Genomic DNA, 16,883 nt, shown 5'->3' on the forward strand with positions numbered 1-16,883 from the left:
CCCTCTTAGGTAGCCAGCTCTCGACGGTTTGCGCGTAAAAGGCGGGGCAGCGTCAGCGCAAGCACAAAGCCAATCAGCGGCAGTACCGCCTGCATTAAGGCCCATACGCCAATTAAGCGACGATTACTGCCTGCGGCAAGCGCCACGGCTTCAGTGGTCACGGTGGTTACGTGCCCCGCACCCAGCAGCTGAGTGGGCAAATACTGGCCAATGCTAACCGCTAAGCCTACCGCAAACGCCGTTAACACCGATGCTAATAGGAGCGGCAGGCGAACGCGCCAAAAAGCGGCGCGGCGAGATACGCCCAGTGAACGTGCTACCTGAAGCCAGCGGGGGTCCAGGCGGCGGTATGCCTCTGATAGCGAAAGATACACATAAGGCAGCACAAACAGCAGGTGCCCCGCGACCACCAGGCTTAACTGAGGGCGTATTCCCAGGCTTTCAGCCGCGACGACTAGCCCAAACAAAAAGGCAATTTGGGGCACCAGCAGCGGCAAATACAGTAGCCACAGCGCGCGCTTAGGGCGTAGATGCTGGCGGTGCTCGTTTTCCAGCGTTGCGAGTACTAACGCCGTCGCTAGGGCAGTTGACAGCAGCCCGATGAGCGCGGTGTTGAGCAGCGGCGTGGCAAACATTGGGCCGCTACGCTGCCAGTGATCCAGCGTTAGCATTTGTGGCAGCAGATCAGGGAACTGCCAGAAACCGGCTAAGGAAAACAGCCCCAAACCTACCAAGGATGCAAGCGCTGTCACGCTTGAGAATAGCAGCGCCGAGCGACCCAGCATACGCAGCGCACGTTCACCGCGCTGGCGGCTGCCGTTGATTAGCCAGCCCCGCGTTAGCGAGCGGGCCAGCTGTTCCAGTAGCCACCAGCAAAACAGCGCCGCTAGCGTCACGCCAAGCTGCAGCACCGCCGCCGCCGAGGCCATAAAACGCATGCTAATGTTAGGATCGTTAAACCAGCTAAGAATCGAGACGCTCAGCGTTGGCGGCAGCTGTGGGCCCAGAATCAGCGCCATGTCCACCACCGAGGTTGCGTAGGCGATCACCGCGTAAATGGGCAGGCGAATAAGCGGATACAGCGAAGGCAGTACCGTTTTCAACCAGGCAATGGTAGGTGAATAGCCCAAGGACCGCGCCAGCATTAGGTGCTTTTCAGGCGCTAGCTGCGGCAATGCCGCCAGGCTCATCAGCAGTAAAAACGGCGCCTCTTTCAATGCCAGCCCGGCCATTAATGCCAGCCCCCACGGGTCGTTGACGATCAGCGCATCCGGTGGGCGCTCCCAGCCCGTTAGCGCCGGTGAAATCAGCCGCGCCACCAGACCAGAAGGCGCGATCAAAAAAGCGAATCCAAACGCGATAGCGGCATGGGGAATCGCGAGCAGCGGTGACACTAGCCGCCGAATGCCGCGATCTAGCCAGGTTCCCCGGCTGGCCGCTAAAAAAAGCACCACAATGATCAGTGCTATCGCGGTGCTGATCAAGCCGCTGGCAAAGCTAACCGAGACCGAACGCCATAGCCCCGGCTGATCGAACAGCATTTGCCACGGGGCAATACTAGCAGCGTGGCCACCTAGCGCGGGCAGGTAGCCAAATGCTGGCAGCAGTACCATTACTAGCCCAGCACCCACCGGTACGACCAGCAGAGCAATGATGAGCGCCGGGGCTAATTGCAGCATGCTTAGTTAACGCCGTAACGCTCAAGCCACGCCTCTTGAAGCGCGGTCATCCAACTAGGGTGTGGTTCTGGCAGCGTGTTGGAAAGCGCATCGGCAGGCAGCTCGGCAGGATGGCGCTCACCCTGCTCAAACAGCGCTTGGGTATCCGCATCGAGTTGAGCGATATCGAGTACGCTGCGGTCGCCCCACATGGCTAGCGACTGTTTTTGGGCCTGTGCCTGCGGAGAAAGCAAAAAGTCGGCAAGTACCATGGCACCGGCTTTATGCGGTGAGTTATAGGGAATCGCCACAAAGTGTACGTTCCCTAGCGTGCCGCCTTCTAGCACGTAGCTGCGAACGCTTTCAGGCAGCTCATACTCCATGACCGCTACGGCGGCATCGGTGGGATAGAAGGAAAATGCCAGGCTCAGCTCGCCATCACTCATCAGCGTGCGCAGGTTGGGGCCTGAGTCAGGGAAGGTGCGTCCGCTGCGCCATAGGTGCGGGTGCAGCGTATCTAAATAGGCCCAGAGCGGCGCTGTTACGGCCTCGAAATCGGCCTCTGACACCGGCTGATAAAGCGCCTCATCCTGCTCGGTAAGCTCGATCAGTGCCTGCTTTAAAAACGTGCTGCCGGTGAAGTCGGGAATGCGCGGATAGCTGAACTGGCCGGGATTGGCTTCCGCCCAGCTGAGCAGTGCCTGCATATCCTGTGGGGGCGTGTCGGTTTGGGCGCTATCGTAATAGAAGGTGATTTGCGCTTTGCCCCACGGCGCTTCGTAGCCTTCCGTGGGAAGGGTGAAGTCGGTCACTACCTCCGGGTTAGCGGCGGCGTTGGTGAGCGTAAAATTAGGCAGCGCTTCGGCGAAAGGGCCAAACAGCAAGTCGCTTTCGCGCATGGCCGCGAAGTTTTCACCGTTGATCCAAATCAGGTCGATGCTACCATCGTCGCCGTTACCGGCCTGCTTTTCCGCCAGCACCCGCGCTACGGCGCTGCCGGTGTCATCCAGCTTGACGTGCTCCACATCAACGCCGTACTGCGCCTGCATTTGCTGGGCGACCCAGTTAATGTAGCGATTCGTCCGCGTATCACCGCCCCATGCGTTCCAATAAACGGTCTGGCCTTCGGCCGCTTGCTGCACGGCCGGCCAATCACTTGGATCTGGGTTGGCCATGGCGGAAAAGCTCAGCGCCAGCATCGTCACCGCCGTTGTGGCACGCAGGGAGTTGCGGTTAATCGGCATTGCACACCTCATCATTAAAGAAATAAAAACATCACAGGGAGGCTTGCAGGCACTGCAGCTCGCCGTGGACGTGATCGATAGTCGGTAGCGAGAGATAATGCTCGACGCGATCACGGACGTGCTCAATCACGGCGTCGTCAGTGAGTTCTGCCGACCAGTCTTCGCCGCGCTGTTGGTCATCTTTGGCGTTGACGTATTGAGCACGCCATTTGGCACACCACGTCAGCGACCATAGCCAGGTCGCGCGACGACAGGCGACCAGGGTTTCTGTACTGGGTGTTTCTCCCATGGCGGTTTGCCAGCGACGGTAAAAATCAATCACCTCGCTCAGCGACAGCACGGCTTGGCTATTGATATCCCACGTAGTGGAGGTATAAAGCGAGGTATGCGCAAGATCAATACCCGGTAAGCCGTAGCGGCATTTCTCAAGATCCACTAACACGGCGCGGCCATCGTCTCGGATTAAAAAGTTGCCGGGGTGAGTATCAAAGCTAATCAGTGCAGGTGTGGCATCGCTTAAGCGGGGCGGGAGCATATCCAGCTCTTGCTGAATGCGTTGCGTGACTTTGCTGGAAAGCTGGGCATCACTCAGCCAGTTAGCCTGCTGGCGCACTTCAGTAACCATTGCTTGCCACGGGTCGTCAGGGGCAAGCAATGGTTGCCGCGCCGCGTGACTGGGCAGCGGTTGGCGATGCAGGCTGGCCAGTGCATCCGCAATGGCGGGCAGGTCATCCGGGAGTCGGGTCAAGCGGCCGCGGATAGCCTCAACTAATAAACCACCGCGTGGCAGGGCATCACTGGGCGGCAAGGTGGCATAAAACGTTGGCATATGACCACCTGGGCTGGCGCGCTGATAACAGGCGGCTTGGTAGGCCAGGTTTTCTTGTGGGGGCAGGTTCATTTGGCTTTGTTTTGGCAGCCTCGCCACCCAGTCGTCACCATCGTTGCGGTGCACCCATACGTGATCGTGAGCAAGCCCGGTATCCGCCATCGGCGAAAGCTCACGGTACGAAACCCCTGCCCGCTGTAGTTCGCTTGCCAGCGCCTCTAGTCGCGCCTCGATAGGTGTCGGCATAAAGCAGTCCGTGTCGTTGCTGAATCAGCGATGCTAGTAAGTGGCCGTTCTTGTACCAACCTTACACTTTTCTTAACAAGAAGTGATGATGCAGTTTAAGTGAACATTGATTGAGCGCAATGCTAAAAAGGAGGCAGCCTAAAACCAAAAACGGCACCTCAGAGGTACCGTTTTTAATTCAGCTCGTGCCAATAAGCGTTTTACAGCGCCTCTATCTTCATCTTTTGTTCTTCCAGCAGCTGCTTCGTTGCTTGGAATTCGGCGAGTTTGCCGCGCTCTTTGTCGACCACTGCGACGGGGGCTTTGGCGATAAAGCCGTCGTTGCCGAGCTTTTTCTCGATGCCGCCGATGAATTTATCCTGCTTTTCGATCTCTTTGGCTAGGCGGGCCAGCTCGACGTCTTTATCGATCAAGTCCGCCATCGGTACCAGCACTTCCATATCGCCCACGAGCTGCGTGGCGCAAAGCGGCGCGTCGTTGGGGTTTTCAAGCCAGCTAACGCTTTCTAGCTTGGCGAGCTTGGAAAGGAAGTGACGGTTGCTATCCAGACGTTCGATGTCTTCTGGCTTGCCTTTGGTCAGCAGCACGTCGAGCGGTTTACCGGGGGAGATGTTCATCTCGGCGCGGATGTTGCGTACAGCGATAATCACGCCCTTCAGCCACTCGATATCAAGGCTTGCTTGATCGTCGATTTTGCTTGCGTCGGTTTCCGGCCAGGACTGCAGCATGATCGACGCACCTTCACCCATAAACACGCCCGCCAGCGGCGCGACGCGCTGCCAAATCTCTTCGGTGATATAGGGCATCATCGGGTGGGCAAGGCGCAGAATCGTTTCGAGCACGCGCACCAGTGTGCGGCGAGTGCCTCTTTTCGCTTCTGCTGTGGCGTTTTCGTCCCACAGTACCGGTTTGGAAAGCTCCAGATACCAGTCGCAGTATTCGTTCCAGACAAATTCATACAGCGCTTGTGAGGCGTGGTCGAAACGATATTCATCCATCGCTTTAGTGACCTGAGACTCAACCTTCTGCAGCTGTGAAATAATCCAGCGGTCGGCCAGAGAGAGCTCAACGTCACTGCCATCTAGCCCGCAATCCTCGCCTTCGGCGTTCATCAGCACGTAGCGCGAGGCGTTCCACAGCTTATTGCAGAAGTTGCGATAGCCATCCAAGCGGTTCATATCAAACTTGATATCGCGCCCGGTGGTGGCCTGGGAGAGGAAGGTAAAGCGCAGCGCATCGGTGCCATGGGCTTCGATGCCGTCTTTAAATTCGTCCTTGGTCGCCTTGGCAATGGCCTTCGCCTGTTTCGGCTGCATCATATTGCCGGTGCGCTTGTCGAGCAGTTCATCCAAGGTGATGCCGTCGATCAAATCGATAGGATCGAGTACGTTGCCCTTAGATTTGGACATCTTCTGACCCTGGCCGTCACGCACCAGGCCATGCACATACACCGTTTTGAATGGCACCTGTTTGGTGAACTTCAGGGTCATCATGATCATCCGGGCAACCCAGAAGAAGATGATGTCAAAGCCGGTGACCAGCACGCTGGAAGGATGGAATGTCTCAAGCTCTGGCGTTTGTTCTGGCCAGCCGAGGGTGCCGAAGGTCCACAGACCCGAGCTAAACCAGGTGTCGAGCACGTCTTCGTCTTGCGTAAGCGCCACGTCGGCACCAAGGCCGTGCTTCTCGCGCGCTTCCTCTTCGCTGCGGGCAACGTAGATATTGCCTTCGGCGTCGTACCACGCTGGAATGCGGTGGCCCCACCACAGCTGGCGGGAAATACACCAGTCTTGCAGGTCGCGCATCCAGGCAAAGTACATGTTTTCGTAGTTTTTAGGCACGAACTGAATATCGCCGTTTTCCACCGCTTCAATGGCCGGTTTGGCGAGCGATTCCACCGCCACAAACCACTGATCGGTGAGCAGCGGTTCAATCACGTCACCTGAACGATCGCCATAGGGCAGGGTATTGTTAACGGCTTCTACCTGTTCCAGCAGACCTAGGGCATCCATGTCAGCCACGATTTGCTTGCGCGCGTCGAAGCGGTCCAGGCCTGCGTACTTGGCGGGCAGGCTGGCATCTTCGTCAGGATGAGGCTGACCCTTCAGGTCAAAGATTTCGGCACGTTCAAGGATCGACGCATCTTTGGAGAAAACGTTAATCAGCAGGTGGTTATGCCGCTTGCCGACTTCGTAATCGTTAAAGTCGTGGGCAGGGGTGATCTTGACGCAGCCCGAGCCTTTTTCGATATCCGCGTGTTCGTCGGCCACGATCGGAATACGCCGACCAACCAGCGGCAGCTCAATAAAGGTGCCGATCAATGAGGCATAGCGGGCGTCGTCTGGGTTCACGGCTACGCCGGTATCACCGAGCAGCGTTTCTGGGCGGGTGGTGGCGACCACCACGTAATTCTTGCCATCAGCCGTTTGCACGCCATCCGCCAACGGGTAGCGGAAATGCCAGAAGCTGCCTTGCTGCTCTTTATTTTCTACTTCTAAATCAGAAATGGCGGTGTGCAGCGTTGGGTCCCAGTTGACCAAGCGCTTGCCACGATAAATCAGTTTTTCTTCGTGCAGGCGAACAAATACTTCTTGAACTGCTTTGTAGAAGCCGTCGTCCATGGTGAAGCGTTCGCGGCTCCAATCTACGCTTGCGCCCATGCGGCGCAGCTGGCGGGTAATCTGGCCGCCAGACTCTTCCTTCCATTCCCACACTTTATCGATAAACGCGTCGCGGCCTAAATCGTGGCGGGTTTTGCCCTCTTCCGCTGCAAGCTTACGTTCCACCAGCATTTGCGTGGCGATACCGGCGTGGTCGGTGCCTACCTGCCACAGCGTATTGTTCCCCTGCATTCGCTTCCAGCGCGTCAGGGTATCCATAATGGTGTCCTGGAACGCGTGGCCCATATGCAGGCTGCCGGTCACGTTGGGCGGGGGAATCATGATCGAAAAAGGCGCGCCCTTGCCGGAAGGGGCGAAACGGTTGTCGGCTTCCCAGCGCTCGTACCAGCGGGTTTCGATCTGCTCGGGTTGGTAGGTCTTTTCCATGGGAGTCGGCTCACGGCTGGCAAAAATGTGCACAAGTATAGCGCGAGAGGTACTTGCTCGTCAGGTGCTTCGGGTGCGCATCGCGATGAGCCCAAGAACTGGGCCTGGCAGCAGCCACCAAATGACCGCCAGCGACTGGCTAGACCACAGCGCGGTGACTAGCGCAATGGAAGGAATGGTTAACCCAAAGCCAATAGCGTTCATCATTGCTAACGCCGCCCCCAGCCGTTCGGGCGGGGCCGTGGCGCTGGCTAGCGCTGAAAACTGTGCCGAGTCAGCAATCACGCTAACTCCCCATACGCCTAACAGTGCCAACAGTAGCCAGGGTGATGCATTAGCCAATAGGGGGTAAGCCAAACACAGCGCACCAGAGACTGCCAGTGCTATACAGGCAACTCTACCGCTACCAATGCGATGGCTCCATTTGCCCGCTAGCACGCAGCCGGGCAAGCCTAGGGCGATCACTGCAAAGCTTAGCCACGGCTGCGCGCTATTTGACGCATCCAAGCGCTCCAGTTCCCGGGCGACCAGGAATGGTACCAGCGCCCAAAATGCATACAGTTCCCAGCAGTGGCCGAAGTAACCCAGCGCGGAGGCACGAAAACGGGGTTGTTTGAACGCAGCTAGCCCTGCCCAAGGGCGGCCACTTTTGGCGGTGGCCGGTAGGTGAGGGCCGTCGCCTAAGCGAGCAATCATCAGTGCGGCGACCAGCGCTAATAGTGAAGCAAGCAGTAGCGGCCACTGCCAAGGAAGATGTAGCGTTAAACCTCGCAGCAGGTGGGGGGAGGCAATGCCTAGGGTGAGCATGCCCAACAGCCAGCCCAGCGCTGCTCCGGCGTGGCTGGGTGTCCAGCTCACCACGAGCTTCATACCAAGCGGATAGATGCCCGCTAGACAAAGCCCGGTGGCAAACCGCGCCACTGCAGCTAGCGTCACGCTTTCGGCGACGCCAATAAAGGCGGCGTTAATTAATGCGCCCAGCACCGCTGAAATCGCAAACAGGTGGCTGGCGCGGACGCGATCGGCCAAGCCCGTGGTGGCCATTAGCAGGGTGCCGGTAATAAACCCGGCCTGAACGGCGATAGTCAGCAGACCCAGATCACTTTCGCTCAGGCCTACGGCCTCCTGTAGTGCCAGGCCAACGCCGTTTACGCTAAACCACAGCGAAGTGCCAAACAGCTGGGCGATAACAATAACGGCCAAAGGGTAGCGCACCAGCAGCGATGTGGGCATATAAAATCCCTTCCAATAAGGGGGGTATTATTACCCCAGTTTATGCGGCACGACCTCATGGCCGAGCTCTTTATAGCGCTGCCAGCAGGCACGTTTGGCGACCAGCACTTGTTGGTGCTGATTGATGATTTCGGCAATGCGCGCGTAGTGTTCAAGGCCGTCGGGAATGTCGGGGTGCAGATTGAGCAGTGCGGTTTCTTGCGTGGGCATCGGTAGCTGTTGCCAGCCCAGCGTAATGGGCACGCTGGCGGCCATTTCGCTATCTTCTAACGCGTGGGGCAGATAGGCATCGGGGCGAAAATTCCACAGCGCGCTGTCGGCCTGCTCAGCGAATGCTTTGTCCTCGCAGTGCAGATGCAGCCGGTAGCCTTTGCGCCAGATGGTCTCGGCAAGCTTGCAGGCAAACTGCAAACGGGCTTCTAGGGTCGTGTCGGGCAGGATGTAAAAGTCAATGCGCGCCATAGCGATTCCAGATAAGTCGGGTCTAGAGTAAGCGGCTTAAAACAGCGCCGCCGCAAAAGATGCGGCGGCGAGAAGAAGCGCTTTAGCGTTAAACCAGCTTAGTTAGCCAGCCGTGCTTATCTTCACTGCGGCCATACTGCAGGTCGAGCAGCTTGCTACGAATGCGCATAGCGACTTCGTTGCTGTCGCCAGCGCCTTCAACGGCAGACTTAAGACGAATACGCTCGTTTTCGGAAACCAGCTCGCCCACCGGGGTGATCACCGCGGCGGTGCCGCAGGCAAAGACTTCGATGATCTCACCCGACGCCGCGCCTTCGCGCCACTCGTCAATGCTGATCGGGCGCTCTTCTGGCGTTAGGCCTTCCTCTTTGGCTAGCGTCAGTATCGAGTTGCGGGTCACGCCTTCCAAAATGGTGTCGGTTAAGCGGGGCGTTACCAAGCGGCCGTCTTTGAAAACGAAGAACAGGTTCATACCGCCCAGCTCTTCAACCCACTTGTTTTCAGCGGCATCTAGAAACGCGACTTGGCCACACTGATGGGCTTCGGCTTCTTTCTGCGCAGCTAAGGATGCGGCGTAGTTGCCGCCACACTTGGCAAAGCCCGTGCCACCGGCGGCCGCGCGCTTGTAGTTCGAGGAAAGCCAGATCGATACCGGCGCAACGCCGCCTTTAAAGTAGGCCGCCGCTGGGGAGGCGATAACGTAGTAATCGACCTCCTGTGACGGGCGAACGCCTAAAAACGCTTCAGAGGCGATCATAAAGGGGCGTAGGTAAAGGCTGCACTCATCCGAGGTGCTGGCAGGCGTGGGAACCCAGGCGTGATCTTGGGCCAGCAGCGCTTTCAGCGAGCCAATAAAGTCTTCGTCTGAAAGCTCAGGCAGTGCCAGGCGACGTGCGCTGCGGCGAAAACGCTCGGCGTTTTTCTCAGGGCGAAACGTCCAGATCGAACCGTCGGCATGGCGATAGGCTTTAATGCCTTCAAAAATTTCCTGGCCGTAGTGCAGCACTGACGCTGCAGGGTCTAGCGTCAGCGGACCATACGGACGCACCTGATGGCCGTGCCAGTTGGCATCGGAGGTCCAGCGAACGTGGGCCATGTGGTCAGTGAAATACTTGCCAAAACCTGGGTTACTTAGGATATTGCCACGAATATCACCTGCCAACGGATTGTTGGACGGGAGGGTTTCAAAACCCGTTTCAAAGCTTGCAGTGGGCACGGCTATTTGTCTCCGCTAGAACCACGCCCAGGGTTGGGCATGGTTGGATACGATGGTGAATTCGATACAGCAGCACCGAGCCTCGGCTCGGTGCTGCTTGATATGTCCAGGTTTAACGGTTGCGGCGCAGAAAGGCAACCGTTTCGCGCATGAACGAGGCGTTAAGCGTCACTATTTTCGACCTGAGTGTCGGTTTCACGATCAAGCAAGTACTGGGTTAATAGGCCAACAGGGCGCCCCGTGGCGCCTTTTTGCTTGCCAGAGTGCCAAGCGGTGCCTGCGATATCTAGGTGCGCCCAGGGGAAGTGATCGGCAAAGCGCGACAAAAAGCACGCGGCGGTAATCGTGCCCGCTGGACGACCGCCTATATTGGCAAGATCGGCAAAATTAGAGTCTAGCTGCTCTTGGTATTCGTCCCACAGCGGTAAATGCCACGCGCGATCCCACGCGGCCTCGCCTGCATCTAGTAAGTCGAGTGCTAGATCATCATCGTTGGAAAGCAGGCCTGTGGCATGGTGGCCCAGGCCAATAATCACCGCACCGGTGAGGGTGGCGATATCCACCACGCTTGCCGGCGTAAAGCGCTCGGCGTAGGTCAGCGCATCGCATAGCACCAGGCGGCCTTCTGCGTCAGTGTTGAGCACTTCAACGGTCAAACCTTTCATCGTCTTGATAATATCGCCGGGCTTGGTGGCATGGCCGTCAGGCATGTTTTCCGCGGCGGCGACGATAAAGACTAGGTTGAGCTTTGGCTTGATCGCCAGCACCGCTTTGACGGTGCCGAAGACGCTGGCGGCGCCGCACATATCGAATTTCATTTCGTCCATGCCTTCGCCAGGCTTGAGCGAAATGCCGCCGGTATCGAAGGTTATGCCTTTGCCGACCAGCACATGGGGCGCTTCTTGCGCATTTTCAGCACCTTGATATTTCATTACGATCAGGCGGGTTGGCTCTTTGCTACCGCGGCCTACGGACAATAACGAGCGTGCGCCCAACGCTTCGAGCGCATCTTCATCGAGGATCTCAACGTCCAGCGCACCGTTTGACTCGCGCCCTAGCTGCTGCGCCTGCTCGGCTAAGTAGCTGGGCGTGCAGACGTTGGCGGGAAGGTTGCCCAGCGTGCGGGTATAGTTAATGCCTTGGCCAATCGCATTGCCTACTAGCGCACCTTGCTGAACGAGAGGCTGCGCGCTGGTGTCACTAATAACGAGCGTGAGTTTGGCAAGGCTGGGGGCTGGTGCCGGCGTCGATTTGAACTGATCGAAGCGATAAATAGCCCGCTCAGCGGCTTCTAACACTTTACGAGCTTTCCAGGCCGCGTCGCGGTCGGTTAGCGGCACATCATTAAAAACGACGCTGGCTTCATCAATGGGCAGTTTCACCAGCGCAGCCATGGCGGCATCCAGCGCTTTAATGTAGGCCGCTTCCTGACATTTTTCGCGTTCGCCCAAGCCGACTAATAACAGCCGCTGTGCCCCGAGGCCTGGCGCAAACGGTATCATGAGGATGCTGCCGAGCGAGGCATCAAAGTCGCCGCGCTCCATCAGCTGGCCGATTAGGCGCTCGCTAGCGTCGTCCAGTTTGGCGACGCTGGGCAGTAGATCGCTACCTTTAAAAACCGGCACCACAAGACAGGCTGTTTCGGTTTTGGCCGGATTAGCAGTTTGAACGGAAAATTCCATGACGTCTCCAACAAGACAAGCAACGAGGGATTCGGGATAATGCCTCGTTACTTTTGATTTTGAAAAGGCACTGAGAATAGTTTCATTAGTGTACCCAAGCCATGCGGGTATTGCATGGCATCCTGCACGACTAGCCGGAGAGCGCGTTGATTTTATTTCGGTATTTAACTCGCGAAGTGTTACTCACCATGGCGGCGGTTGCCGGCATTCTGCTGTTGGTGATCATGGGCAGCCGTTTTATCCGTTATTTCGCGGATGCAGCGGAGGGTGACTTTCCGGTCACTATCTTAGGCAGCCTGATGATGTTTCATCTGCCTGGCTTTATGGAGCTGATACTGCCGCTGTCGTTTTTTCTAGGCATTTTGCTGGCCTACGGGCAGCTCTATATGAACAGCGAGATTACGGTCATGGTCGCCTGCGGCATGAGCCCCACGCGCTTGCTGAAAGTAACGCTGCTGCCGGCGAGCGTTGTCGCGGTGCTGGTAGGCGTGTGTAGCCTGTGGCTGACGCCCTATGGCGCGCTGCAAACGGAAACCGTACTGGAGGAACAGCGCAGCCGCTTGGATGTGTCTGTGCTCGCACCGGGGCGCTTTCAGGAGTTTGGAGGCGGTCGCACCGCGTACATTGGCAGCTTTTCCAGCGATGGCACAGAGATGCAGGATGTATTTGTGCACGAGCAGAATCAGCCCGGCGATGAAAATACCCACGACTATATTACCCGCGCCGCCTCTGGCTATCAGGAAACCCGGATGGATACGGGCAGTCGTTTTCTGGTGTTAGACGAGGGCGAGCGATACGGTGTGACCCCCGGGCGGCAAAGCGCTGAACGGCTCACCTTTGATCGCTATACGCTGCGCTTAGGGCTAAGCAATAATCGACAGTCGCTGGATTCCCTAGAGTATGCGACCACGCCAGCGCTATGGAATGATCCAAGCCCGCGTGCGCAGGCCCAGTGGCAGTGGCGGGCCGGGCTCCCGCTAATGGTGTTTATATTAGCCCTAATGGCGCAGCCGCTTTCTCGGGTTAACCCTCGCCAGGGGCGTTTTGGCAAACTTTTGCCGGCGGTGTTTTTATACGTCGCCTATCTCAGTCTTTTACTCGCGGTGGTCGACGCCATTGGCAGTGAAACGTGGTCTGCCACGTTGGGTGTATGGCCGGTACATGGGCTGTTTTTAGGATTGGGCCTGCTGCTGCTGTGGCACTCGCAACGTAAGGGAATGCGCTGATGGTGAATCTGCTGATGGTTGACCGCCTGGACCGCTACATCGCCCGCAACGTGCTGGCGGCTATTATTGTGGTTCAGTTCGTGCTGTTGGGCTTGGATATTACCATTGCCTATATCGATAACTTAGGCGATGTGCAGGCCGGCTATACCGCCCTTGATGCGCTGTTCTACTTGCTGATGCGTACGCCGTGGCGCTTCTATCAATATGCCCCGGTGGCGGTGTTAATTGGCGCGTTAATTGGCTTGGGCAGCATGGCTTCTAATAACGAACTCACCGTTATGCGTGCCTCTGGGCGCTCCCTAGCACGTATTGTGTGGGGCGTGATGAAGCCAGTGCTGCTGGTGATCGTCGTGGTGCTGCTTGTGGCTGAATATGTCAGTCCACGTACCGAACAGCACGCTGAGGCCTGGCGCTTAGAAAAGATTCAGGGCGAAGGTACGATGCTGACTAGCCGCAGTGGCTGGCAAATTGAGGGCGACAGCGTCTATCGCTTCGGGGCGATCCGTGCCGATGATGTGGTGCTTGATTTAACCCGCTATCGCTTTGATGACCGGCAGCTAGTAGAAGCCACCTATGCTCAGCGCGCGCTTTGGGAAGACGGGGCCTGGCGTTTGGAAAGCGTCTCTACGACGCGCATCTTCGATGATCACACTGAGTCCGACCAGGCCGCAAACATGGGGTGGGAAACGTCTTTTACCCCCACGCAGCTTGAGCGCCTGTTACGGGACATAGAGAGCCAGGCGCCCAGTGAGCTTTGGTACTACGCGAAGTTTCTCGCTGCTCAAGGCCTGCAAAACGATCAGGCGCTGCTGTATTTTTGGCAGAAAATGTTAATGCCGCTCACCATGGGCTCATTAGTACTGATTGCGGCCTCGTTCGTTTTTGGCCCACTGCGCACCGTGGCAGCGGGTACCCGCGTTTTCTACGGCGTGATTACCGGGCTCAGCTTTAAGTATGTGCAAGATCTGCTGGCGCCTGCATCAACGATTTTCGGATTTTCGCCCGTCTGGGCCGTATTGGTGCCGACGCTTGCGTGTGCCGGGGTGGGGATCTATTTCTTACGCCGCAACGGTTAGCAAGATGCGCACGCGACGCTTTGCTCAGTTGGGTGATGCGTGGCCAGCAGGCCTAGGCCGCCGCTTAGGCGCCATGCTCTACGACGGCTTTTTGGTTACGGCAATTTGGATTGCAGTGACGGTGGTTCATCTAGTGTTTTTCCGCTATGTGCTGGGCCAGTCGCTAGAAGACATTGGCGCCACCGCCTGCGATGTTTGGAGCCTGCGAATCATGCTGGTCGTGTTTGTCAGCCTGTTTTTTGTTTTCTCCTGGACGCGCGGCGGCATGACTCTGGGAATGCAGGCATGGCGGTTGCGTGTGCAAACGCGAGAGGGCTATTCACTGAGCCTGACGCAGTGCCTCATTCGCTGCGCTGTCGCGTGGTTGTCGCTGTTGACGTTTGGGTTAGGCTATCTGTGGGTGCTGTTCGACCCACAGCGGCGTAGCTGGCCAGATATCGTGTCTAAAACGCAAACCGTGGTGCTGTCAAAACGATAACGCTGTCGATTTTGAGTAAAAAAATAATAATTAGGCGAAAATTGTTGCCGGTAAAAAACGTCGCGGCGCCAATATGTTATCGAGCAGCTGGCGTGTGTTAAGACGAATGCCTCCCAAAAAGCAGTTATTTCTACTTGATAAGATGTATACGAATCATTTACATTCATCTCATAGTTTATATGAGGTGTCGCCATGTACGTTTGTGTGTGCAAGGGAGTAACCGATCATCAGATTCGCCAGCAGGTAAGCGACGGTGCGCGCAGCTGGCGGGAAGTACGCGAAGCAACCGGCTGCGCAACGCAGTGCGGTAAGTGCGCGTGCTATGCCAAAGCTATTACCCGCGATGCCGTATTAGATGCTCGTCAAGAGGCCGATATGGGGCTTGCTTACGCCGTGTGACGCGAATCACTCTTGTTAGAGTTATCGTTTGCAAATATATGATTTGCTTGAACTTTTAAACACTTTATCTATACTCTCAGGAAAGCTGGGAGTGTAGCTATTTGCGTCTATACTCCTTCTCTAACGTAACTGCTTGATCGCATTATTTAAAGGCCACTTAAACACTGGCTTAACCATCAGCATTACCGTTGAAAAGGTGACATTATGAAAGGTGATACTAAAGTTCTTGAGCATCTCAACAAGGCGCTTGGTAACGAACTCGTCGCGATTAATCAGTATTTTTTGCATTCCAAAATGTACAAAGACTGGGGTCTTAAGGCGCTCGCTAAATGGGAATACGAAGAATCCATCGAAGAAATGCAGCACGCTGACAAGATCATCGAGCGCATCCTATTCCTAGAAGGCATTCCCAACCTGCAAGACCTGGGCAAGCTGCACATTGGTGAAAACGTTAAAGAGATGCTCGAAAGCGATCTAAAAATCGAGCACGACGGCCGCAACGATTACATTGAAGCCATCACCTACTGTGAAAGCGTAAAAGACTACGTTACTCGCGATATGCTGCGCGACCTGCTCGCCGATGAAGAAGGTCACATTGATCACATCGAAACTGAGCTGAAACTGATTGAGCAGGTGGGTATCCAGAACTACCTGCAGCGCCAAATGCAGATGGCTGGCGAAGAGTAAATACGCTGGCAGTATTAACTATCAAGTGATCTTTTCACGTTAATGCGCAAAGCAAAACGGGCAGCCCATGGGCTGCCCGTTTTCTATTAGTCTTACAGCGATTTAAGAGTTAGTCGTCAGTGTGTCGCCTGACTTTCCGCTCTCTGAAAATAACCATTAAGCTATAGAGTCTCTAAATATTACTCCTGCCGCAAAGCATTTACAGCCATTCTTCAAAAAAAACCTCCATCATATTAATAATATTAATAGCCAATTAAATCAACTGCTTATTAATTTTCATGGATATTTTGTTCACGACTGAAACTTGCTTCAAAGACTAAAGTTTAAGTCTCGGTGCTTTGACATAGTGCATTTAAAAAGCTTTATATATCGTGATATATCAAAGGAGTGTGACTGTGCGCAAAACAATCTTTCTAACAGCATCGGCGCTACTTATTGCCGGCCTTATTCCCTCTCTGGCATTGGCTCAATGGCCGGAACGACCTGTCAATATTGTCGTTCCTTCGGGCGCTGGCGGCGGTACCGACCAGACCGGGCGAATGTTGGCTGAAAGGCTTCAGGAATATTTCGGCCAACCTTTCAATGTTATTAATCAGGGCCAAGGGGGCGGTGTAATAGGTCTTTCCTCAATCAAAAATGCTGATCCCGACGGCTACACGCTGGGTGTTCTTTATAATTTCGCCCATTACGCGGCTATGGGGCAGGCTGACTTTGATGCAGAAGACTTTACTGCTATTGCACAGTTCAACTTTGATCCGGCTGGCTTTCAGGTTCGCGACGACAGTCCCTGGGAGAATATTGAGCAGGCTTTGGATGATATTCAGCAGTCTCCAGAAGATTATGTGATTGCCTGCGGTGGTGGATGCGGGGGCTCCTGGCCAATGGCTGTTGCAACAATGATGGATAAGTACGGTGTCGACGTATCAAAAATTCGCTTTGTATCAGGTCAGGGAGCTGCTGCTGCCTTGCAGGATCTTGCTGCTGGCGGTGTCGATATTGTTCCTTCTTCTCTTCCTGAGGCTAGTCCCTTGATACAGGCGGGGCGCATCAAGTCGCTAGTAGTGATGGGCGATGAAAGGCTGGAAGCTTTCCCTGACGTTCCTACGTTGGCCGAAGCTACCGACATAGATCTGCAGCTTGGGGCCTGGCGCGGACTAGTGGCTCCCCAAGGTTTACCTGATGATATCGTCGAGCGGCTGGAAGGCGCTATGCATGAAATCGTGAATGACGATCAATGGCGCGAGCAGATGACTGATCGTGGCTTTGGTATTCAGTGGCGTGATGCCCTTACGTTCAGCGATTTTATGAACGAGCAACAGTCCTCGGTACGCGAGATCATCAAAACCATCGGTTTAGTCAAGAGCAACTGATTCTTGCTTGTCATTCGCTGGCGGCATACC

14 protein-coding genes are annotated in these 16,883 nt (G+C 55.8%); 6 read left to right on the forward strand and 8 right to left on the reverse strand.

Translation table 11 applies throughout. From position 1 onward, the window contains the following. Window positions 1-5: 5 nt before the first annotated feature. The 8 genes from KUO20_RS02195 to KUO20_RS02230 form a co-directional block, all read right to left on the reverse strand. Window positions 6-1,679: an ABC transporter permease gene (locus KUO20_RS02195; protein ID WP_235041282.1), complete on the reverse strand. Its 1,674-nt coding sequence runs from the start codon at window positions 1,677-1,679 to the stop codon at window positions 6-8. A 2-nt stretch (window positions 1,680-1,681) separates the two neighbouring features. Beyond that, window positions 1,682-2,902 (reverse strand): ABC transporter substrate-binding protein, encoded by a 1,221-nt coding sequence (locus KUO20_RS02200; RefSeq protein ID WP_235041283.1) that lies wholly within the window; start codon window positions 2,900-2,902, stop codon window positions 1,682-1,684. A 31-nt stretch (window positions 2,903-2,933) separates the two neighbouring features. Beyond that, window positions 2,934-3,977, reverse strand: a complete 1,044-nt coding sequence (locus KUO20_RS02205) for an aminoglycoside phosphotransferase family protein (RefSeq protein ID WP_235041284.1) — start codon at window positions 3,975-3,977, stop codon at window positions 2,934-2,936. Between the two features lie 200 nt (window positions 3,978-4,177). Continuing rightward, window positions 4,178-7,024: a valine--tRNA ligase gene (locus KUO20_RS02210; protein WP_235041285.1), complete on the reverse strand. Its 2,847-nt coding sequence runs from the start codon at window positions 7,022-7,024 to the stop codon at window positions 4,178-4,180. Between the two features lie 60 nt (window positions 7,025-7,084). Beyond that, complete coding sequence (locus tag KUO20_RS02215) at window positions 7,085-8,257, reverse strand: MFS transporter (protein ID WP_235041286.1); 1,173 nt, start codon at window positions 8,255-8,257, stop codon at window positions 7,085-7,087. Between the two features lie 30 nt (window positions 8,258-8,287). Continuing rightward, window positions 8,288-8,719 (reverse strand): DNA polymerase III subunit chi, encoded by a 432-nt coding sequence (locus tag KUO20_RS02220; RefSeq protein WP_235041287.1) that lies wholly within the window; start codon window positions 8,717-8,719, stop codon window positions 8,288-8,290. Window positions 8,720-8,807: 88 nt separating this feature from the next. Then, complete coding sequence (locus KUO20_RS02225; protein WP_235041288.1) at window positions 8,808-9,935, reverse strand: branched-chain amino acid aminotransferase; 1,128 nt, start codon at window positions 9,933-9,935, stop codon at window positions 8,808-8,810. Between the two features lie 161 nt (window positions 9,936-10,096). Then, on the reverse strand, window positions 10,097-11,617 hold the full coding sequence (locus KUO20_RS02230; RefSeq protein WP_235041289.1) for a leucyl aminopeptidase: 1,521 nt from the start codon (window positions 11,615-11,617) through the stop codon (window positions 10,097-10,099). A gap of 146 nt (window positions 11,618-11,763) precedes the next feature. Between KUO20_RS02230 and lptF the strand changes: the two genes are divergently transcribed. From lptF to KUO20_RS02260, 6 genes are all read left to right on the forward strand, one after another. Next, a complete protein-coding gene (gene lptF / locus KUO20_RS02235) occupies window positions 11,764-12,843 on the forward strand; it encodes an LPS export ABC transporter permease LptF (protein WP_235041290.1) in 1,080 nt (359 codons plus the stop codon). An 11-nt stretch (window positions 12,844-12,854) separates the two neighbouring features. Continuing rightward, on the forward strand, window positions 12,855-13,919 hold the full coding sequence (lptG, locus tag KUO20_RS02240; protein WP_235042401.1) for an LPS export ABC transporter permease LptG: 1,065 nt from the start codon (window positions 12,855-12,857) through the stop codon (window positions 13,917-13,919). 4 nt (window positions 13,920-13,923) lie between these two features. After that, a complete protein-coding gene (locus KUO20_RS02245) occupies window positions 13,924-14,397 on the forward strand; it encodes an RDD family protein (protein ID WP_235041291.1) in 474 nt (157 codons plus the stop codon). Between the two features lie 192 nt (window positions 14,398-14,589). After that, window positions 14,590-14,796 carry a (2Fe-2S)-binding protein gene (locus KUO20_RS02250; protein WP_235041292.1) on the forward strand — a complete coding sequence of 69 codons (207 nt, stop codon included), beginning with the start codon at window positions 14,590-14,592 and terminating at the stop codon, window positions 14,794-14,796. 204 nt (window positions 14,797-15,000) lie between these two features. After that, a complete protein-coding gene (gene bfr / locus KUO20_RS02255) occupies window positions 15,001-15,483 on the forward strand; it encodes a bacterioferritin (RefSeq protein ID WP_096282134.1) in 483 nt (160 codons plus the stop codon). A 395-nt stretch (window positions 15,484-15,878) separates the two neighbouring features. Next, the gene (locus KUO20_RS02260; RefSeq protein WP_235041293.1) at window positions 15,879-16,853 is read left to right on the forward strand and encodes a Bug family tripartite tricarboxylate transporter substrate binding protein; all 975 of its coding nucleotides are present in this window, start codon (window positions 15,879-15,881) and stop codon (window positions 16,851-16,853) included. Window positions 16,854-16,883: the final 30 nt, after the last annotated feature.

It is taken from the genome of Vreelandella profundi (assembly GCF_019722725.1).
Taxonomy (GTDB): Bacteria; Pseudomonadota; Gammaproteobacteria; order Pseudomonadales; family Halomonadaceae; genus Vreelandella; species Vreelandella profundi.